The organism is Cohnella sp. 56 (genome assembly GCF_037963805.1).
GTDB lineage: Bacteria > Bacillota > Bacilli > Paenibacillales > Paenibacillaceae > Cohnella.
In genome coordinates this window covers 18,827-37,679 of the sequence record NZ_JAZDQE010000030.1, presented here as the reverse complement: position 1 = coordinate 37,679, position 18,853 = coordinate 18,827, and the positions used below count along the sequence as shown (strand labels likewise).

Sequence of the window (18,853 nt, the reverse complement as noted above, 5' to 3'; positions counted from 1 at the left end):
TCTCTCTAAATCGTCAGATAACGCATGACGGCAGGATCGTCCAGCTCCGCCTTGCCGCCGGTCCATACGATCGCGCCTTTTTCCATAATGTAGAACACGTCTCCGACGCTGCGCACGAAGTCGAGGCTCTGCTCGATGAGCAGGATCGACGTCCTGCCTTCGTCCGCTATACCGCGGATGACGTCCTGGATCGCCTGCACGATAGATGGCTGGATGCCCTCCGCCGGCTCGTCGAGCACGAGCAGCTCCGGCTCCGCGACGAGCGCGCGGGCGAAGGCAAGCTGCTGCTGCTGCCCGCCGCTGAGATCGCCGCCCCGGCGACCGTACATCGACGGCAGCACGGGGAACTTGGCGATCGCCTCATCGGGAATCTCGCTCGATCTGCGCCGCTTCGGATCGCGGCTCGCCTCCAGCCCGATGCGCAGATTGTCCAGCACGCTGAGCTGTCCGAAAATCTCGCGGCCCTGCGGCACGTAACCGATGCCCGCTCTGGCCCGTTCGCCCGACGCCGCACGCGTGATGTTCCTGCCTTTGAACGAGATGCTGCCCTGCCTCGCCTTCAGCACGCCCATGACGCTCTTGGCGAGCGTCGACTTGCCCACCCCGTTGCGGCCCATCAGACAGACCACCTGGCCGGGCTCCACCCGGAGGCTGACATCGCGCAGGATGACACTCTCTCCGTAGCCCGCTTCAAGCGCCTCAACCGACAGCATGCGCATCCCGCCTTTTGCCCAGATATACTTCCGCCACCCGGTCGTCGCTCTGAATCTCGTCCATCGTGCCGTCCTTGAGCAGCTTGCCCTCGTGCATCACCGTCACCTTGCTGGCGAAGTTGCGCACGAACTCCATATCGTGCTCGACGACGACGACCGTGCGCCGCTTGACGATCTCCTGCAGCAGCTCGCCCGTCTTGTCGGTCTCCCGGTCCGTCATGCCGGCCACCGGCTCGTCGAGCAGCAGAATCTCGGGCTCCTGCAGGAGCATCATGCCGATCTCGAGCCACTGCTTCTGCCCGTGCGACAGCAAGCCGGCCCGCGCATGGCGGTGATCGCCCAGACCGATGAGCGCCAGCTCCTCGTCGATGCGCTCGGACTCCCGGCGGGTCAAGGAGGCGCGCAGTGTCGCCCAGACGCCGCGGTTCTGCGACATCGCGATCTCCAGATTCTCCATGACGGTCAAGCCTGCGAAGATCGACGGCGTCTGGAACTTGCGGCCGATGCCGAGCTCCGCGATTTTGTGCTCTTTGCGCTTCGTAATATCGACGACGCCGGCCCGGCTGCGGAACGATACGGAGCCCGACACGGGCTTCACCTTGCCGCAGATGACATCCAGCATCGTTGTCTTGCCTGCGCCGTTGGGCCCGATCAGGAAGCGCAGCTCGCCCGGCTCCAGCGACAGGCTCATGCCCTGAACAGCCTTGAACCCGTCAAACGCTACGGTTACTTCCTCGCAGGACAGGATGGACGCCTGACTCATGTTCGTTCCTCCTCCCGGTCTTGTTACGCAAGCTCTCGGCTCCCTTGCGGATCAGGCCGGCGATGCCGCCGGGCAGAAATACCGTGACGACGATAAACAGCAGGCCCAGGAAGATCGTCCAGATCTCCGGATACGCCTCCGACAAGCCGCTCTTGGCATAATTGAGCGCCAATGCGCCGATCAGCGCGCCGACGAGCGTGCCCCGGCCTCCGATCGCGACCCACAGTATCATCTCGATCGACGGCACGATGCCCATCATCGAAGGCGAGATGATGCCGACATGAAGTACGAACAGCATGCCTGCGAGGCCCGCCAGCGCGCCGGATACGGCGAATGTGGCCATCTGGTACGTCGCGGGGTTGTAGCCGAGGAAGCGCACGCGGTTCTCTCCGTCCCGGATCGCGCGCAGCACCTTGCCCATCCGGCTCTTGGTCAGGTAGCGACAGAGCGCATAGGCCGCGATGAGCGCGATGACCGTGGCGAGATAGAGCGCGGTCTTCATGCTATCCGAGCGCAGCGGGCTGCCCAGCAGCTTCGTGAAGCCGGTCAGGCCGTTCGTCCCGCCGGTATAGGCCTGCTGGCCGACGAACAGCGTCGTGACGATGATGACCAGCGCCTGCGTCAGAATCGTGAAGTAGACGCCTTTGATCCGGTTGCGGAATGTGAAAAATCCGAGGAACAGCGCGAGCAGCGACGGGATGAGAATGCCGAGCAGCACCGCCACGGGGAAGTACTTGAACGGCTGCCAGAACCAGGGCAGCTTCGCGAGTCCGCTCCAATCCATAAAGTCGGGAAGCCTGCCGCCGCTTGCCGTGAGCTTCAAGTGCATGCCCATGGCATAGGCGCCGAGACCGAAAAATACGCCGTGGCCGAGACTCAGTACGCCGGTATAGCCCCACAGCAGGTCCAGGCCGAGCGCCACGATCGCGAATGCCAGAAACTTGGCAAGCAGGTTCAGACGAAAATCGCTTAAATAGAGCGGTGCGGCGAACAGCGCCGCAGCGGCGGCGGCATACCCGAGCAGCAGCCACACACGCCTGCGGTCCGACCATAACCCCGTCCAACCTGTCATAACAGCCTCACCTTCTTTTCGAGGAAAGTGGTTGTCGAAGCTCTCTCGATGTCAGTCAAGCTGTCGCGTGCGAACGGCGAACAGCCCCTTGGGCTTCCACTGGAGAAAGGCGACGATGCAAATAAATACGAACACTTTGCCGAGCGATGCGGTCGACCACCATTCGAACATCGTGTTGAAGACGCCGATGCCGAGCGCGCCGAGCACCGTCCCAACGAGCTTGCCTACGCCGCCCAGCACGACGACCATGAAGGCGTCGACGATGTAGTACGTGCCGATGTTCGGACCGATCGGACCGATCAGCGTCAGGGCGCAGCCGGCGATGCCGGCGATGCCCGAGCCGATCGCGAACGTCATCCCGTCGACGCGCCGCGTCGAGATGCCGAGGCATGCGGCCATCTCCCGGTTCTGCATGACCGCCCGCATCCGTCTGCCGGAGTGGCTCCGGTTGATATACACGTACATGGCGGCCAGACAGATCGCGACGAGCGCGATGATGAACAGCCGCTTGTAGGGCAGATCGATGCCGTCCATCACATGGAGGCCTCCGTTCAGCCAGGAAGGACTGTTCACCGCGACGTTGGGCGCGCCGAAGATGGAGCGGGCGATCTGCTGCAGGACGAGTCCGACGCCCCATGTCGCGAGCAGACTGTCCAGCGGCCGCCCGTACAGATGGCGAATGAGCAGTATCTCAAGCAAATAGCCGATCGCGAACGCGACGAGGAAGCTCGCCAGCAGCGCGACGAGAAAATAAGAATCGAACGCGCTCTTGGGCAGCAGCTCCTTGAACAAGTTCTGTGTCAGATAGGCCGCATAGCTGCCGATCATGATGAACTCGCCGTGCGCCATATTGATGACGCCCATCAGTCCGAAGGTAATCGAGAGTCCGAGCGCGATCAGCAAGAGAATGGAGCTCACGCTTAACCCGTTGAACAGCTGGGTGATCCACATCTCCAAGGAAAATCGCCTCCTCGTTGTACTGAAGGCAACGCGGGGCGCTCACCCGGAGACTTGGGGTATCTCCGGGCGGCGCTCCCGCCGCTGCATGCTCCCTTGATTCAAGCAGCCGTCATGAACCGGCGCTCAAGCTTTTGGCCCAATCGTAGCCTTTGAGATACGGGTCCGGCTTCACCGGACTGCCGGAGTTCCACAGCTCCTTGATCATGCCGTCCGGCTGGATCTCGCCGATGCGCACCGTCTTGTAGATGTGCTGATTGTCGCCGTCGATGGTGACCTTGCCTTCCGGCGCGTTCCATTCGATGCCCTTGGCGGCTTCCTTGACCTTGTCGACGTCGAAGGAACCTGCCTTTTCAACAGCTGCCGCCCACAGGTAGACGGCCGTATAGCCCGCCTCCATCGGATCGCTCGTCACGCTGCCCGCGCCGTACTTCGCCTTGAAGTTCTCGACGAACGTCTTGTTCTCCGGCGTGTCCGTCGTCTGATAGTAGTTCCAGGCGACGAGGTGGCCGGCCAGGAAGTCCGGACCGATGCCCTTGACCTCTTCCTCCGCAATGCTGACGGACAGCGTGGTCAGATCCTTGGCGGAGATATTCGCGTCCTTCAGCTGCTTGAAGAAAGCGACGTTGCTGTCTCCGTTCAGCGTGTTGTATACGACGTCCGGCTTCGCCTCCTTGATCTTGGCGATGATCGTCGTGTAGTCGGTGTGGCCGAGCGGCGTGTATTCTTCGGCGACGGTCTCTCCGCCCTTGGCAGCCAGCTGCGCCTTGATGATCTTGTTGGCCGTGCGGGGGAATACGTAATCCGAACCGAGGAGGAAAAATTTCTTCTTGCCCTGCTCCAGCAAGTAATCGACCGAAGGCACGATCTGCTGGTTCGTCGTGGCGCCGGTGTAGAAGATGTTGGGGGACGACTCAAGCCCTTCGTACTGAACCGGATACCACAGCAGTCCGTTCAATTCCTCGAAAACCGGCAGCATCGCCTTGCGGCTCGCGGAGGTCCAGCCGCCGAATACCGTCGCGACTTTGTCCTCGGACAGCAGCTTGCGCGCTTTCTCCGCGAACGTCGGCCAGTCCGAGGCGCCGTCTTCGATGACGGGCACGATTTTTTTCCCTAATACGCCCCCTTTTGCGTTGATCTCTTCGATCGCCATCGACTCCGAGTTTTTAACCGTTACTTCGCTGATGGACATCGTACCGCTGAGGGAGTGCAAAATGCCGACCTTGACGGTGTCTCCGCCGCTCGATGCGGCAGAAGAAGCAGGGGCCGAAGATGACGAGCCCGACGACGCGGCGCCGTTCTCGTTTTTGCCGCCGCAGCTCGCCAGGATCAGACTCAACGATACGGCCAGCCCTGCGCTTTTGAACCAATTGCTCTTCCTCATGGCTCCACTCCCTATTCATATCTCTTTAGATTCCGAACGTTTGACCCGGTTTTTGGATTGTGCGTTCGTGAATCATATTATAAAGTCGGTCGAATTTATATGTCAACATACATAACATAAAAATTAAATTTATTATTTTTTTACGAACATCAGATTGATTTATGGAATATAACATGCATAAAATGAAGAGGGACTGGATCTTTTTTGTATCCTTTCTTGAGACGTATTTGGATTCATGTAATGTTTATTCACAAACCCTTAATATAAGTCCGTGGATCGGCGCCGAGGCGCCAATGCACGCAAAAACCCCCGGCTGCAAGAGCCGGGGGCTGCGATTAAAACTTATTTATGTGCGAGTCTCAGCTTCTTCTATTACTTGCTCGATGCCGATGAGCTGGCAGGCGCGCTGGACGAAGCCGATGGCGCTGCCGAACCCGATGCGGAAGGAGACGGCGAAGGCTCTGCGGGCAGCGTCACCTTGATGCCGAGCTTGTCCGTTTCTTCCTGCATGAATGTCTCCATCTTCGGCGACACGAGCGCGGAGACGATCGCATCCTTGTCGGTCTGGGACAGCTTGTCGTAGCTCGCTTCCTCGCGGGCTTCGACCTTGATGACGTGGTAGCCGTAATCGGTCTTCACCGGATCGCCGATGACGCCGATCGCCTGCGTGTTGGCGGCTTTCTTGAATTCTTCGACCCAGGTCTTGGCCTGCGTCTTTTCGTACAGACCGCCGTTTTCCTTGGAGCCGGTGTCGTCGGAATATTCCTTCGCCAGCGCAGTCCAATCGCCGCCGTCATCGAGCTTCTTCTTCACATCCTGCGCGCGCTTCAGGGCGTCCGCGTCGGCACGCTCCTTGTTCGTCGCGGGATCGGTGAAGGCGACGAGGATATGACGCACCGTATCGACGTTGTAGTCGGCAGGCTCCTTGTCGAACTCGGCCTTGATGTCGGCGTCCTTGATCGTCGCCTTGATCTCGGTCTCCTTGGCGGTGGTGATCTCGCCGCCGGTGGCCAGGGTGACCACGAGCGCGACCATCTCGTCCTCGGTAATGTTGTTGGTTTTCATCGATTCCTTGATTTGCGGACCGTTGGTTGCATCCTTGAGCGCGTCGTCGAGCTGCTTCTTGAACGCGTCTGCCTGGTCCTTGCCGGCTTTCTTCTGCGCATCCGTCGCACGAGCCGCGAATGCCTTTTGCAGCAGATATTGCTTGACGATCTCTTCCTTGTATTGCGGGATCGACAGATACATCGCGTACTGCGGATTGGTAACGTTCATGAACGCTTCGTACTTGGCGAACTCGGCTTGCTTCAGCTCTCCGCCGTCGTAGGTGGCGAGGACGGTATCCGGATCTATGCTAGCGGTCGCGCTGGCCGAAGCCGAGGCAGTGGGCGAACCGCTTGACTCCTCATTTTTTTTCTTGCCGCAAGCCGTAGCCGTGGCGGCGAGCAGAACGACAGCCAGCAGCAGGAAAGCGAACCGGCGATACGCTCCGCGTTTATTGTACAGCATTTTGCAATTCCTCCTTGGATTTTGTCGCTTCTTTGTATTGTAACAGAAACTCTTCGATGAGCGCCAACATTGCGTCGTCGTCCAGACCTTTGACGCGAATCCGCACGAGCAGATGCGGCGTCTGCTGCACGAGCTGTACGCGGCCCTGATAGCGGGCCTCGAGCGCCTTGAACTTCTTGGCGTCGAGGTCGGCGCTGCGGCGCTCCTCGAACTTCATCGCGATGTCGTCGTTGCGGTTGACGATCGACTCGATGCCGTAGGTCCGCGCGAGCGCCTTGATCCGCGCGACGCTGAGCAGGCTCAACACCGGCTTCGGCGGATCGCCGAAGCGGTCGACCAGCTCCTCGAGCAGGTCGCTGACATCCTCGCCCGAAGCCGCGGCGGCCACCTTCTTGTAGATCTCGATCTTCTGAATGCTGTCGTAAATGTATTCCGGCGGCACGTAGGCGTCCACGCCCAGGTCCAGCTGCGTATTGACCGGCGGCGGAGGCGGCGCCTGCTCGCCATGCCACTCGGCCTTGCGGGCGTTGACCTCCTCGGCCAGCATCTGCGAGTACAGGTCGAAGCCGACCGAGGCGATGAACCCGTGCTGCTCCGCCCCGAGCAGATTGCCCGCGCCGCGGATCGACAGGTCGCGCATCGCGATCTTGAAGCCCGAGCCGAGCTCGGTGAACTCCTTGATCGACTGCAGCCGCTTTTCCGCCACCTCGTTCAGCACCTTGTCCCGCTGATAGCCGAAGTAGGCGTAGGCGATCCGGTTGGAGCGCCCGACGCGGCCGCGGAGCTGGTAGAGCTGGGACAGGCCCATCTTGTCCGCATCGTGCACGATAAGCGTGTTGACGTTGGGGATGTCCACGCCCGTCTCGATGATGCTCGTGCTGACGAGCACGTCGTATTCGCCGTCGAGGAAGTCGAGGATCGTGCGTTCAAGCTCCTGCTCGGACATCTGGCCATGCGCGACGGCGATCTTGGCGTCCGGCACGAGCGCCGAGATCTGCTCGGCCATCTGGTAGATGCCCTGCACGCGATTGAACAGGAAGTACACCTGCCCGTCCCGCGCCAGCTCCCGCTCGATCGCCTCCCGGACGAGCGTCGGGCTGTACTCGACCACATACGTCTGCACGGGGAACCGGTTCTCCGGCGGCGTCTCGATGACCGACAGGTCGCGCACGCCGAGCATCGACATATGCAGCGTCCGCGGGATCGGCGTCGCGGTCAGCGTCAGCACGTCGACGCTCGTCTTGAGCCGCTTGAGCTTCTCCTTGTGCGAGACGCCGAACCGCTGCTCCTCGTCGACGATGAGGAGGCCGAGATCCTTGAACACGACGTCCTGCGACAGCAGCCGGTGCGTGCCGATCAATACGTCGACGGTGCCGGCCTTGACGCCCTTGATCGTCTCGGTCTGCTCCTTGCGCGTGCGGAAGCGGCTCAGCACCTTGATATTGAACGGATAGCCGGAGAATCGCTCGCGGAACGTCTCGTAGTGCTGCTGCGCGAGGATCGTCGTCGGCACGAGCACCGCCACCTGCTTGCCCTCGATGGCCGCCTTGAACGCCGCCCGGATCGCCACCTCCGTCTTGCCGTAGCCGACGTCGCCGCAGAGCAGCCGGTCCATCGGCCGGGGCTTGCGCATGTCGGTCTTGATCTCCTCGATCGCGCGCAGCTGGTCCGTCGTCTCGTCGTAGGGGAACATCGCCTCGAACTCTTGCTGATACGGCGTATCCTCGCCGAAGCCGTAGCCCGGCGTCGCCTGGCGGTCCGCGTACAGCTTGATCAGATCGTCGGCGATGTCCTTGACCGAGGAGCGGACCTTCGACTTGACCCGGTTCCACTCCGCGCCCCCGAGCTTGCTGACCTTCGGTTCCTTTTCGTCCGAACCGACGTACTTCTGGATCAGGTCGAACTGCTCGACGGGGATGGACAGCTTGTCGCCGCCCGCGTAGATGACATGCAAATAATCCTTGTGGATGCCGTTAATCTCCAGCGTCCCGATACCCATGTACTTGCCGATGCCGTGATTCTGGTGGACGACATAATCGCCGACCTTCAGCTCCGTATAGCTCTTGATCCGCTCGGCATTGTCCATGCGACGGTCGACGCGGCGCGCCTTGCGCTGCTTCTGTGTGAACATCTCGCCCTCGGTGATGACGACGAGCTTGACGGACGGCAGCTCGAAGCCGCTCTGCAGGTTGCCGGTGACGATGTCGGGCGTCTCGATCTGATAGTCGTCGAGCACCCGGCGCATCCGCTCGGCACGCTCTGCGCTGCCTGCGAGCATGACGATGTGCGCGCCGCCCTTGCGCCAGCGCTCCATCTCCGCCTTGAGCACATTCATCTGCCCGTGGAAGCTCTGCATCGAGCGGCAGACGAAGTTGACGATGTTCTGCGGCTGCGTATGCGGGATCTGACGGACGAACAGGGACAGGTACACGGTCTGGAAAGTCCGCGGATACAGCGCCTGCTCCGCCGGCACCGTCAGCGTGAATCCGGGGAGCGACTTGCCCTGCTGCAGCAGGTGGGTGGACCATTCGGTCTCGTCGCGCTCCAGCTGCCTGGCCGTCTCCGCGAGACGATTGGGCTCGTCCATGATGAGCAGCGTGTCCTTGGGCATGTAGTCGAACAGCGTTTGCCGTTCGGGATAGAGGAGAGAGATATATTTATAGATTTCGGCAAAATACATGCTCTGGCGCAGATCGTCGATTTCCCTGGAAATCTCGGACTTGAGACGCTCCTTGGCCTGACGGTCCGCCATCTTCTCCAGCTGGCGTTCGAGCAGCTCGAAGGCATGCTGCGCCGCATTCGCGAAGCGCCGCTCGTCGGCGATAATCTCGCGGCAGGGGCGCACGGTATAGCTGTCCAGCTTGTCTATCGAACGCTGATCCGCCGGATCGAACGTGCGGATCGAGTCGATCTCGTCGTCGAACCACTCGACGCGGACCGCGCTCGCGCTCGTCAGCGGGAAGAAGTCCGCGATGCCGCCCCGCACGCTCAGATGCCCCTTCTGCTCCACGCGGTCTACGCGCTCGTAGCCGAGGCCGATCATGCGCTTCAGGAATTCGTCCATCGGCAGCGTGTCGCCGGCCTTGAGCGTGACGAAGGCGCCGGCCATCGTATCCATGCTCGGCTGGAAGCGGCGGACGCCGGAAAAGGGCACGACAATAACCCCGCGGAAGCCCTCCGCGAGTTGCAGCAACACATCCATGCGTCTGGCCGACGTCTCGGGACTCGAGATTGCCGTCTCCGCCGCGATCAGCTCGTTGGCGGGATAGAGCAGCACTTCCTCGGCGGACAGGCACTCCTGCAGGTCCTCCGCCATCTTCTGGGCGGCGAACATATTGTGCGTCACGACGAGCACGGGCCTCTCCAGCTCCCGCACGGTCGCGGCGATCATCACTTGCCTGGCCGAGCCGGACAGCCCCGCCACCAGTTGCTCGCGCATGCTGCCTCGAAGGCCCGCGAGCACGGACTGGAAGTCGGGATCGGTAGCCAGCGTATTCATTAGCGGCTTCATCGCTTTTCCCCTTATAGGTCGAATCTGAATTCGGCACTCATTCAAAAAGAAGCCTGGGCGTAAAGCCGAGGCCTCTTCTATCGGTCGATATTGCAGCGGACGGCGGCGCTATTGGAGCGGATTGCTCAGCAGCGCCAGCTCGGGGTTGTTGTCCAGCGCCTGGCTGCAGTAGTCGCAGACCACTGACACCGTGACGTCCCCATTTGAATTATAGGCTATTATACGCCTTCGCTCATCGGGGGTCAAGGAATGGAGACCGAGTCTGTATTCGGATACGTCGGCGCCCTCGAACCGCCCGAGCGGCGTACGGCAATGTCGGCAAACGTAGTTCACAGCCATAAGTATGCCTCCTGAAGGCAGATTATGCGGCCTAATGCCGCGCTGCTCTCAGTATGCCCTGCGGGAGGCGTTTTTAAGCGCGATTGGATGGGACTGGTACCGCTGCATGCTGCCTTCCGCTGCTTTTCGGGGCTCATCCCCTTCGCTCAGCAAATTTGTGGATTACCTTCCCGCTGCTCCTTTTCGGGGCTCATCCCCTTCGCTCAGCAGCGGGTCAGCGGTATTGAACGAAAGGGATAAGCCCCGAAAAGGCGCAAAAGGCCCTATACAGCGGCATCGGGCCCCCCCTATGGTCGCCCTCCACCAAGCCGCACCAGCCCAGTCTGTCGCGCCCATCCTATCAGATCCAAGCCAGATCCAAGCCAGAATCAAACCAAGCATATTTGCCTGCTTATTTGCCGTTGAACTTCGCCATCGTCTCCTCAAACGGATGCGAGAGCGCATATTCGATCGCATCGCACGCATCCGCGATCATCGTCCGCAGCGCCTCCTGCTCGCTTTTCGGAAAGTTGCCGAGGACGTAATCCACGACCTTCATGCCGCCCACAGGACGCGAGATGCCCATGCGTACGCGATTGAACACCTGTGTGCCCGTATGCTGAATGATGGACTTGATGCCGTTATGCCCGCCCGCGCTGCCCTGATAGCGCAGCCGGATCTTCCCCGTCTCCGTGTCCAGGTCGTCGTAGACGATGATGCCGTCCTCCAACGGCGCCTTGTAGTAGTCCATCAGCGCCCGCACGGATTCACCGGACAGATTCATATATGTCATCGGCTTCAGCAGCGCCACCTTCTCGCCTCCGACACGCGCCTCGCCGTACAGGCCCTTTAGTTTTTTCTGATCAACTTGGGTATTCCATCGCCTGGCCAGCTCGTCAATGACCATGAACCCGGCATTGTGCCGCGTCGCGGCGTATTCCGGTCCCGGATTGCCGAGCCCTACGATCCATCTCATGCGGAATTCAACTCCGTTTAATAAAATTTTACTGGCACGATGCAACGAATCTGTCCACTGCCGTGTCATCTAGATTACAAAGCTCAAACTTTAGGGGGTCGGGATCATGATGTACATTAATGGCCAGACATTGTCTCACGACAGACACTTCGCTGATCATATCGTAGCAGAGGTGCCCGTCCAGATCTACAAAGACCGACAGCACAGCGATATCGGGTTCATCGAATATTATGGCAAAGAATTCGTGAAGGTCAACAACCATGTCTATTGCCGCAAGGAGTTCACCTTCGTATCAAGGCCTGGCTATTAACCAATATAGTTATCCACAACAAATCCACAATCGTGCATAAATTTTATGTAGATCAACAGCTCAACAACCCTTTAAACACAAGAAGCGCCGAGGCTATCCACAGCCCGGCGCTTCTTGTTCACATATGTGGATAAAACAATGCGACGCGTACCGTTAGACGTCCGTTTCTACAGCATTGGCTGCATCCGATTGCTTCGCGTTCTCCTCGGAAGCGTCGGCCGAAGCATCCGCTTCGTCGGCGGAGATATCCTTCTGCGGCGCGAGCACGGCGATGACGACAGTCTCTTCGTCCTGGACGGGCTTGACGCCGGCCGGGAACGACAGCTGGCCGATCGTCAGGTTCTCGCCGAATGCGAGCGAGCTGATATCCGCCGTGACGGATTCCGGCAGGTCGCGGGCGACGCACTCCACTTCGATCTCGTGGAGGACGACGGTCAGCAGGCCGCCTTCCTTCTCGCCGGGGCTCGTGCCCGTCACTTCGACGCGAATCGGCGCCTTGATTTTCTCATTCAGGTTGATCTGGTGGAAATCGACATGAAGCACCTGGCCGCTCAGCTTGTCCCGCTGAACGTCCGTCAGCAACACCGACTGGCTCCCGCTACCCGGTACTTCGAGCTGGAGAACCGCATGCGCATGTCCGCGCATCAGGCTGGAGAGCTCCTTGCCGTCAAGCGCGATAGGGCTTGGAGCCTGCAGGCCTTTGCCGTACACAACGCCGGGCACCCGCCCTTGTATCCGAAGCTGCCTAAGCGCGCCCTTCGTGGACCGCTGGCGTGTTTCCGCACGCAATGTCGTCGTCATACCGATTCCTCCCGATTGCAGCAAGATTTAAAGACATACATGTATTTTACCCGACGGGTAGACGGGCTAAACAAATCAGGAAAATGGAGGCGTCCGGAGCATCGATCGCAGCGATGGAGGACGAGGGAGATGGTTCGAAAACGGATGATTAAAGGCCGCCCCTCTCAGGAGAGAAGGGCGGCCTCGCGTTGTCAGGCATGCGGTTCAAAAAGCTTGCTGATGGATTGCTGCTCGTGGATGCGCACGATCGCTTCGCCTAGCAGCGGCGCTACGGACAGCACGCGCATCTTGGTCGAAGCGCCGGGCGTCCGCAGCGGAATCGTATCCGTCACCGTGACCTCGGTAATCGGAGAAGACTCCAGCCGCTCCATGGCTTGTCCGGACAATACGGCATGCGTACAGCAGGCGTAAATCTCACGCGCGCCCGCTTCCTTGAGCGCCTGGGCGGCCAGGGAGATCGTCCCGGCCGTATCGATGATGTCGTCGATCAGGATGGCTGTACGGCCGGAGACGTCGCCGATAATATTCATGACCTCGACGACATTGGGCTCCGGACGGCGCTTGTCGATGATGGCGAGCGGCGCCTGGAGCTCGTCCGCCAGCCGGCGCGCTCTGACGACGCCGCCATGGTCCGGAGAGACGACGACTGGCGCGATCAGGCCCTTGCCCTGGAAGTAGTCGCCGAGAATCGGGACGCCGAGCAGGTGATCGACCGGGATGTCGAAGAAGCCCTGGATCTGCATGGCATGCAGGTCCATCGCGATCACCCGGTGCGCGCCGGCCGTCTCGATCAGGTTGGCGACCAGCTTCGCCGTGATCGGATCGCGGGACCGCGCCTTGCGGTCTTGACGACCATAGCCGTAGTAAGGGATGACGACGTTAATCGTCTTGGCGGATGCGCGCTTGAGCGCGTCGACCATGACGAGCAGCTCCATCAGATGCTCGTTGACCGGCCAGGAGGTCGACTGGACAACGTATACGTCCGCGCCGCGCACGCTCTCGTTCAGACGGATATGGATCTCGCCGTCGCTGAACCGGGTGACCTTCACATCGCCGAGCGGCACGCTGATATGTCTGGCGATGGCTTCGGCCAGACGCGGATTGGAGCTGCAGGAGAATAGCTTCAAGGTATTGTCAGGGTAACTCATAAGCGCCTCGCTTTCTATGAATGACGCGGGTCTGGCGGACCGCATCGTCCGCTCGGAGCAGTCGATGCAGTCCGTCCGCTGCCGCGCCGGATGGATTCCTGTTGCTATTCGCGGGCGCCGCCCTTTGTCTTGTCCTTGGCTGCGGCTTCCTTTTTGGTCCGGGCTCTGCCGCGAAGCTTATCCGCGTAGCCTTCCTTGGTTACCTGGCGTGCGCGGGCAATCGCGACGGCGCCGTCCGCGACGTCGTGCGTCACGGTCGAGCCGGCTACGACATAGGCGCCGTGGCCGATGGTCACCGGCGCGATCAGATTCGAATTGCTGCCGATGAAGGCATCGTCGCCGATGACAGTCTTCGATTTATTATACCCGTCGTAGTTGGCAGTAATCGTGCCGCAGCCGATATTGGTCCCGGTGCCCACGATCGCGTCGCCCACATAGCTCAGATGCGGGACCTTGCTCCCTGCGCCGATCTCGGCATTCTTGATCTCGACGAAGTCTCCGATCTTGACGTGGTCGGCGAGCCTGGTACCGGGTCTGAGATATGCGAACGGGCCTACCGCACAGTCGCTGCCCAGCTGCGCCGATTCGGCGACCGACTGGCGAATGGCGGTGCCGCTGCCGACGGTCGTGTCGGTCAGGTCCGCCGCAGGCCCGATCACGCAGTCTTCTCCGATGACTGTGGCGCCGCGCAGCATCGTGCCGGGATAGAGCACGGTATCCGGGCCGATCTGAACATCGGCTTCAATATAAGTGCTGGCGGGATCGATGATCGTCACGCCGTCGGTCTGGTGGCGGCGCGCGATGCGCAGGCGCATGAGCCGCTCGGCCTCGGACAGCGCGATGCGGTCGTTGACGCCGATCGACTCGGCCGGGTCCGACGCGACCGAAGCCGAGATGCGCTCGCCACGGCCCTGGAGGATGCCGATCACGTCGGTCAGGTAGTACTCGCCCTGCGCGTTCTGGTTGGTGACCGCGCCGAGCGCCTCGAACAGCTTGCGGTTGTCGAAGCAGTAGGTGCCGGTATTGATCTCGCGGATGGCCGCCTGCTCCGGCGTGCAGTCCTTCTGCTCGACGATGCGATGCACGCTGCCGTCTTCGCCGCGGACGATACGGCCGTATCCCGCGGGCTGCTCCAGTTCGGCGGTCAGGATCGTCGCAGCCGCGCCCTCGGCCTCATGCAGGGCGATGAGCGCCTCCAGCGTCTCCGAGCTGACGAGCGGCGTGTCGCCGCAGACGACGATCGTCACGCCCTCTGCGCCCCCGATCACAGGCGCCGCCTGCAGCACCGCGTGACCGGTGCCCAGCTGCTGCTCCTGCAGCGCATAGACGGCTGCATCTCCCAGCGTCTGCTGCACGGCTTCGGCGCCGTGGCCGACGATGACGACAGGCCGCTCGCAGCCGATCCCCTTCACGGCCTCCAGCACGTGGCCCACCATCGGCTTGCCGCATACGGGGTGCAGCACTTTATATAATTTGGACTTCATGCGCTTGCCTTGGCCGGCAGCCAGAATCACAGCCATTCTCGTCATCTTGCGCATATGCCTCCTTCTTCCCGACGCACACGGTCTTTTGTCACTTGTGATCATAGCTTATTACATGAAAAATGAAAAGAGAGCCGTCCCCGGCTCCCCGTGAAGCTGCCTCATATTCTTGGATGCGCATAGCGTCTAAGCGCGAACACAAGCACTACGCACCTTCGACCAGCACCTCTTCTTCTTCAACGGCAGCGCGCTCATACTCTGCGAGTACGGCGGACTGAATCTTCTCCCGCGTTCCCGAAGAGATGGGATGCGCGATATCTCGGAACTCTCCGTCGGGCGTACGCTTGCTCGGCATTGCGACGAACATGCCGTTGTTGCCGTCAATCACGCGAATGTCATGAACGACGAACTCGTTGTCGATCGTGATAGACGCGATGGCTTTCATTCGCCCCTCGGAATTAACGCGGCGGAGTCTGACATCTGTAATTTGCACTTGTGTTCACCACCTTTGCCCCATCAGAAGACTTGGTGTAATATTCCACAAAATCGTGCGGATTCCTTCTTGAAACTGGTAAAACTAGTCCATTATTTTAAATATTTTTTTAATACCGGATATTATCGACAGCGGGCGCCGCAATCGGCTTTTATTCGACAAAATTCTATCGCCATGGCCTCTGCAATCGTCGGCCGGCGATCCGCGCGGCGGCCCGTATCAAGGCGTCAGCGCCATCTTCCGAGCAAGCCGAGCATCAGCGTCAATCCGCTCAAGACCGTCCGCGGCTTGTTCGTGTGCATCGTCCTCAGCTTCCACGCTTCGCGATTGAGCGCTTCAAGCTCGCGCGTATGCTGGCGGACCTGCTCCTCAAGCATATGATGGTGAAGTATCATCGTCATGGTCATCTCCCTTTCCCAACAGGAACATATGTACTTATTATAAAAAAAGAAGTATGACAGCTGTCTGTCATACTTCCTCATATCGCGCGAGTAAATTTGCAATTCTGTTCCGGACTTCCTCTCTCAGCCATGCCGGCTCCTCGATATAGGCGCTCCCTCCGTAGCCGAGCACCTTGGAGATCAGCCACTCGGCATCCGTCGGATTCACGACCCGCACCGTCAGCCCGCCGTCCCTGCCGAATTCCTTGTGCTCCGCGTAAAAAAGGTCCAACGCCGTCGCGACGGCGCTCGCATCGAATATGATCACGACGTCTTGAATGTCTCGCCGGCTCCAACGGCCCGCGCCGACATTCAGCCCATCCGGGCTGTGCTCGCGAACCGCCGGCTCCTCCGTCACCGTCGCCTCCATCATCCGGGACAGCTTAAACACGCGGTAGTCGCTGCGCGATCTGCAATAGCCGTGCAAATACCAATCGTAATACTTAAATTGAAGGGTGACCGGCTCTACCGCGCGCTCCATGCGGTCATTGTTGCCGTTGATATAGACGAATCTCACGACCCGCTTCTCCTTGATCGCGGAGCGAAGCGCATGCAGCAGCCCGTTGTTCATCCGCCAGCTGCCCAGATCCAGCGTCAGACTCGGTATCCGTTCGCCGGATTGAACGGTGCGCAGCCGATGCAGCGTCCGCTCGGCCAGCTCATCCTTGAACACGGTAGCCGTGCTGCTCAGCAATGTGATGAGACTGCCCAGGTCATCCTCTCCCAGCAGGCTGCGATCCATCTTGTACTCCTCGATAATGCCGAATCCGCCGCTCGCTCCCTGGTAGGATACGACGGGAATGCCGGCCGCGCAGATCGCTTCGATGTCCCTGTAGATCGTCCGCGGAGATACTTGGTACCGCTCGGCGAGCTCGGTTGCGGAGACGACATCCTGGTTCAGAAGGGCGTATGTAATCGAGATTAACCGTTCGAGCTTCATCGGAGCTTCACCGCCAGGGGAACATTTGATCCCTTTTATTATAAAGAGGGATATGTCCCCGGTCGAGAGTGTCGACGATAATTGATCGGATGGTCCCGGCTTGCCCCGCATCCGATCGAGCGGCTGCACGGACAAAAGACCGCCGGCCGGTTGCCTGCGGTCTCTTCATACGCGATAGATGCCCCGTTCACGATCAACGGATCAAGACTGAAAAAAATTGCCCGGCTGTACTGCAATATGGCGCGTCTTCATGTCGACCTCGGTCAGACGGGCCAATGAAGTGTAATCGTGCAGCAGCCGCTCCTCGTTGTCCACCTCGCCGGATTCGACCAAGACGCCGACGCCCGCGACGATCGCCCGGAATTCGCTCAGCAGGTCGACCATGCCCTGGATCGTGCCGCCGGCCTTCATGAAGTCGTCGATGATGAGGACGCGGGATTGCTCCTTGAGCGCGCGGCGGGCGAGCGACATCGTCTGAATCCGCTTGGTGGAACCGGAGACGTAGTTGATGCTCACGACGGAGCCCTCCGTGACCTTGTGATCGCGCCGCACGATGACGACGGGCACATTCAGGTATTGGGAGGCGGCATGCGCCAGCGGGATTCCCTTCGTCTCTACGGTCATGATGACATCGATATCCCGATCCGCGAAGGCGGTCGCGAACATGCGGCCGAGCTCCTGCAGCAGCCGGGGCTGTCCCAGCAGGTCGGTCATATATAGATAGCCGCCCGGCAGCAGCCGGTCCGGCTGCTCGAGCATGCTGCATACTTCTTCGATCTTGTGAAGCGCTTGCTCTTTGCGGCACTTCGGGATGAAGCGCACGCCGCCGGCCGCACCCGCCAGCGTATGCAGCTCGCCGATGCCCTCGTCCTCGAACACTTCCTTGATGATGGCGAGATCTTCGCTGATCGAAGACTTCGCGGACTGGTATCGTTCGGCGAATGCTGTCAATGATATTAACGTGTGAGGTCGATCCAGCAAATATTGGGTCATTTCCACGAGCCGCGCGCTGCGCTTTAATTTCTTCACGAGACCAACTCCGTCCAAAACCGAATATTATAAGGCTATGATAACATCTTCATCCGGTTTTGGGCAAGAAGCCGAAAATTCGATGGCAACCTATCTCACACCTTATGGTATAACCGGGTCAATTGCTTACGTTAGCATGCGTACGACGTACACTTCCTTGCAAAATCCGCGCAATCCGTTGTAAATCCGCGGGAGCTTGGATGCCTTGGATACGAGACCGAACACGGTCGGACCGCTCCCTGACATGAGAACGCCGTCCGCTCCGAGGCGCGTCATCACATCCTTGATCTGCCGAACCTCCGGATAGTGCGCCAGCGTGACCTTCTCCAGCACATTGCCCAGCGAATCGCACATCCGCTCGAACGAGCCTTCCCGCAGCGCGGCCAGCATGTCCGGTACGGACGGATGATGCTCGACCTCGCTCGCGCGGAACCGTCCGTACACGTCCGCGGTGGAGACGTTGATCGGCGGCTTGGCCAGCACGACCCAGCATTGCGGCGGACTCGCGACGCTCTCCAGCCGCTCTCCCCGCCCCGTGGCCAGCGCCGTGCCGCCCCGTACGCAGAACGGCACGTCGGAGCCGAGTTCGGCTCCGAGCGCCTCCAGCTCCGGCACGCCAAGATTCAGCCCCCACAGCCGATTCAGTCCCCGAAGCGCCGCAGCCGCATCGCTGCTGCCGCCGGCGAGGCCGGCCGCGACGGGAATCTGCTTGTCGAGATAAATATATACGCCCTTCTTGACGCCGTATCGCTGCTTGAGCAGCCGTGCCGCCTGAAAGGCCAGATTCTTCTCGTCGAGCGGGATAAATCCGGCTTGGCTGGCCAATACGATCTGGTCGCGCTGCAGCTCCTCCAGTTCGAGCCGATCGGCGAGATCCACCATCGTCATGACCATTTCCACTTCGTGATAGCCGTCTTCCCGCTTGCGCAGCACATCCAGCACCAGATTGATTTTCGCCGGCGCCTTCTCATATATTTTCGTCATTATGTCCCACCTGCCAGACCTTCT

General features: G+C 60.3%; 18 protein-coding genes. 1 reads left to right on the top strand and 17 read right to left on the bottom strand.

Annotated elements, in window-relative coordinates:
* Nucleotides 1–5: 5 nt before the first annotated feature.
* From urtE to pth, 9 genes are all read right to left on the bottom strand, one after another.
* On the bottom strand, nucleotides 6–713 hold the full coding sequence (gene urtE, locus VQ071_RS28945) for an urea ABC transporter ATP-binding subunit UrtE (protein ID WP_340518428.1): 708 nt from the start codon (nucleotides 711–713) through the stop codon (nucleotides 6–8).
* Entirely contained in the window at nucleotides 700–1,476 is a 777-nt protein-coding gene (gene urtD / locus VQ071_RS28940; RefSeq protein ID WP_340518425.1) for an urea ABC transporter ATP-binding protein UrtD, read from the bottom strand. The genes urtE and urtD overlap by 14 nt, the downstream gene beginning before the upstream one ends.
* On the bottom strand, nucleotides 1,427–2,548 hold the full coding sequence (gene urtC, locus VQ071_RS28935; RefSeq protein ID WP_340518423.1) for an urea ABC transporter permease subunit UrtC: 1,122 nt from the start codon (nucleotides 2,546–2,548) through the stop codon (nucleotides 1,427–1,429). The genes urtD and urtC overlap by 50 nt, the downstream gene beginning before the upstream one ends.
* 51 nt (nucleotides 2,549–2,599) lie before the next feature.
* Nucleotides 2,600–3,505, bottom strand: coding sequence for an urea ABC transporter permease subunit UrtB (gene urtB, locus VQ071_RS28930; RefSeq protein ID WP_340518421.1), 906 nt, complete (start codon nucleotides 3,503–3,505; stop codon nucleotides 2,600–2,602).
* Between the two features lie 112 nt (nucleotides 3,506–3,617).
* Nucleotides 3,618–4,889: an urea ABC transporter substrate-binding protein gene (gene urtA / locus VQ071_RS28925; RefSeq protein ID WP_340518419.1), complete on the bottom strand. Its 1,272-nt coding sequence runs from the start codon at nucleotides 4,887–4,889 to the stop codon at nucleotides 3,618–3,620.
* Nucleotides 4,890–5,261: 372 nt separating this feature from the next.
* Nucleotides 5,262–6,398, bottom strand: a complete 1,137-nt coding sequence (locus VQ071_RS28920; protein ID WP_340518417.1) for a peptidylprolyl isomerase — start codon at nucleotides 6,396–6,398, stop codon at nucleotides 5,262–5,264.
* Nucleotides 6,385–9,909: a transcription-repair coupling factor gene (gene mfd / locus VQ071_RS28915; RefSeq protein ID WP_340518415.1), complete on the bottom strand. Its 3,525-nt coding sequence runs from the start codon at nucleotides 9,907–9,909 to the stop codon at nucleotides 6,385–6,387. Before mfd ends, VQ071_RS28920 begins: the two co-directional genes overlap by 14 nt.
* Before the next feature lie 108 nt (nucleotides 9,910–10,017).
* Complete coding sequence (locus VQ071_RS28910; protein ID WP_340518413.1) at nucleotides 10,018–10,248, bottom strand: anti-sigma-F factor Fin family protein; 231 nt, start codon at nucleotides 10,246–10,248, stop codon at nucleotides 10,018–10,020.
* 391 nt (nucleotides 10,249–10,639) lie between these two features.
* On the bottom strand, nucleotides 10,640–11,203 hold the full coding sequence (pth, locus tag VQ071_RS28905) for an aminoacyl-tRNA hydrolase (RefSeq protein ID WP_340518411.1): 564 nt from the start codon (nucleotides 11,201–11,203) through the stop codon (nucleotides 10,640–10,642).
* 106 nt (nucleotides 11,204–11,309) lie between these two features.
* Between pth and VQ071_RS28900 the strand changes: the two genes are divergently transcribed.
* The gene (locus VQ071_RS28900; protein ID WP_340518409.1) at nucleotides 11,310–11,513 is read left to right on the top strand and encodes a hypothetical protein; all 204 of its coding nucleotides are present in this window, start codon (nucleotides 11,310–11,312) and stop codon (nucleotides 11,511–11,513) included.
* A 153-nt stretch (nucleotides 11,514–11,666) separates the two neighbouring features.
* Here the strand turns inward: VQ071_RS28900 and VQ071_RS28895 are convergent, their stop codons facing one another.
* The 8 genes from VQ071_RS28895 to ispE all read right to left on the bottom strand — a co-directional run bounded on the left by VQ071_RS28895 (nucleotide 11,667) and on the right by ispE (nucleotide 18,829).
* Nucleotides 11,667–12,314, bottom strand: coding sequence for a 50S ribosomal protein L25 (locus VQ071_RS28895; RefSeq protein ID WP_340518407.1), 648 nt, complete (start codon nucleotides 12,312–12,314; stop codon nucleotides 11,667–11,669).
* A 191-nt stretch (nucleotides 12,315–12,505) separates the two neighbouring features.
* Entirely contained in the window at nucleotides 12,506–13,462 is a 957-nt protein-coding gene (locus VQ071_RS28890; RefSeq protein ID WP_340518405.1) for a ribose-phosphate diphosphokinase, read from the bottom strand.
* A 104-nt stretch (nucleotides 13,463–13,566) separates the two neighbouring features.
* Nucleotides 13,567–14,991, bottom strand: coding sequence for a bifunctional UDP-N-acetylglucosamine diphosphorylase/glucosamine-1-phosphate N-acetyltransferase GlmU (gene glmU / locus VQ071_RS28885; protein WP_340518403.1), 1,425 nt, complete (start codon nucleotides 14,989–14,991; stop codon nucleotides 13,567–13,569).
* Nucleotides 14,992–15,148: 157 nt separating this feature from the next.
* On the bottom strand, nucleotides 15,149–15,436 hold the full coding sequence (gene spoVG / locus VQ071_RS28880; RefSeq protein WP_067781204.1) for a septation regulator SpoVG: 288 nt from the start codon (nucleotides 15,434–15,436) through the stop codon (nucleotides 15,149–15,151).
* A 227-nt stretch (nucleotides 15,437–15,663) separates the two neighbouring features.
* The gene (locus VQ071_RS28875; protein ID WP_340518401.1) at nucleotides 15,664–15,837 is read right to left on the bottom strand and encodes a hypothetical protein; all 174 of its coding nucleotides are present in this window, start codon (nucleotides 15,835–15,837) and stop codon (nucleotides 15,664–15,666) included.
* 67 nt (nucleotides 15,838–15,904) lie between these two features.
* Nucleotides 15,905–16,816 carry a helix-turn-helix transcriptional regulator gene (locus VQ071_RS28870; RefSeq protein ID WP_340518399.1) on the bottom strand — a complete coding sequence of 304 codons (912 nt, stop codon included), beginning with the start codon at nucleotides 16,814–16,816 and terminating at the stop codon, nucleotides 15,905–15,907.
* Between the two features lie 201 nt (nucleotides 16,817–17,017).
* Nucleotides 17,018–17,845 carry a pur operon repressor gene (purR, locus tag VQ071_RS28865; protein ID WP_340518396.1) on the bottom strand — a complete coding sequence of 276 codons (828 nt, stop codon included), beginning with the start codon at nucleotides 17,843–17,845 and terminating at the stop codon, nucleotides 17,018–17,020.
* Between the two features lie 126 nt (nucleotides 17,846–17,971).
* Nucleotides 17,972–18,829, bottom strand: a complete 858-nt coding sequence (gene ispE, locus VQ071_RS28860; protein WP_340518394.1) for a 4-(cytidine 5'-diphospho)-2-C-methyl-D-erythritol kinase — start codon at nucleotides 18,827–18,829, stop codon at nucleotides 17,972–17,974.
* Nucleotides 18,830–18,853 lie beyond the last annotated feature (24 nt).

Excerpts from the sequence above, each read along its gene's own strand:
- urtE (WP_340518428.1), bottom strand. The coding sequence starts at position 713 with ATGCTGTCGGTTGAGGCGCTTGAAGCGGGCTACGGAGAGAGTGTCATC.
- urtD (WP_340518425.1), bottom strand. The coding sequence starts at position 1,476 with ATGAGTCAGGCGTCCATCCTGTCCTGCGAGGAAGTAACCGTAGCGTTT.
- urtC (WP_340518423.1), bottom strand. The coding sequence starts at position 2,548 with ATGACAGGTTGGACGGGGTTATGGTCGGACCGCAGGCGTGTGTGGCTG.
- urtA (WP_340518419.1), bottom strand. The coding sequence starts at position 4,889 with ATGAGGAAGAGCAATTGGTTCAAAAGCGCAGGGCTGGCCGTATCGTTG.
- VQ071_RS28920 (WP_340518417.1), bottom strand. The coding sequence starts at position 6,398 with ATGCTGTACAATAAACGCGGAGCGTATCGCCGGTTCGCTTTCCTGCTG.
- mfd (WP_340518415.1), bottom strand. The coding sequence starts at position 9,909 with ATGAAGCCGCTAATGAATACGCTGGCTACCGATCCCGACTTCCAGTCC.
- VQ071_RS28910 (WP_340518413.1), bottom strand. The coding sequence starts at position 10,248 with ATGGCTGTGAACTACGTTTGCCGACATTGCCGTACGCCGCTCGGGCGG.
- pth (WP_340518411.1), bottom strand. The coding sequence starts at position 11,203 with ATGAGATGGATCGTAGGGCTCGGCAATCCGGGACCGGAATACGCCGCG.
- VQ071_RS28900 (WP_340518409.1), top strand. The coding sequence starts at position 11,310 with ATGATGTACATTAATGGCCAGACATTGTCTCACGACAGACACTTCGCT.
- VQ071_RS28895 (WP_340518407.1), bottom strand. The coding sequence starts at position 12,314 with ATGACGACGACATTGCGTGCGGAAACACGCCAGCGGTCCACGAAGGGC.
- VQ071_RS28890 (WP_340518405.1), bottom strand. The coding sequence starts at position 13,462 with ATGAGTTACCCTGACAATACCTTGAAGCTATTCTCCTGCAGCTCCAAT.
- glmU (WP_340518403.1), bottom strand. The coding sequence starts at position 14,991 with ATGACGAGAATGGCTGTGATTCTGGCTGCCGGCCAAGGCAAGCGCATG.
- VQ071_RS28875 (WP_340518401.1), bottom strand. The coding sequence starts at position 15,837 with ATGACGATGATACTTCACCATCATATGCTTGAGGAGCAGGTCCGCCAG.
- VQ071_RS28870 (WP_340518399.1), bottom strand. The coding sequence starts at position 16,816 with ATGAAGCTCGAACGGTTAATCTCGATTACATACGCCCTTCTGAACCAG.
- ispE (WP_340518394.1), bottom strand. The coding sequence starts at position 18,829 with ATGACGAAAATATATGAGAAGGCGCCGGCGAAAATCAATCTGGTGCTG.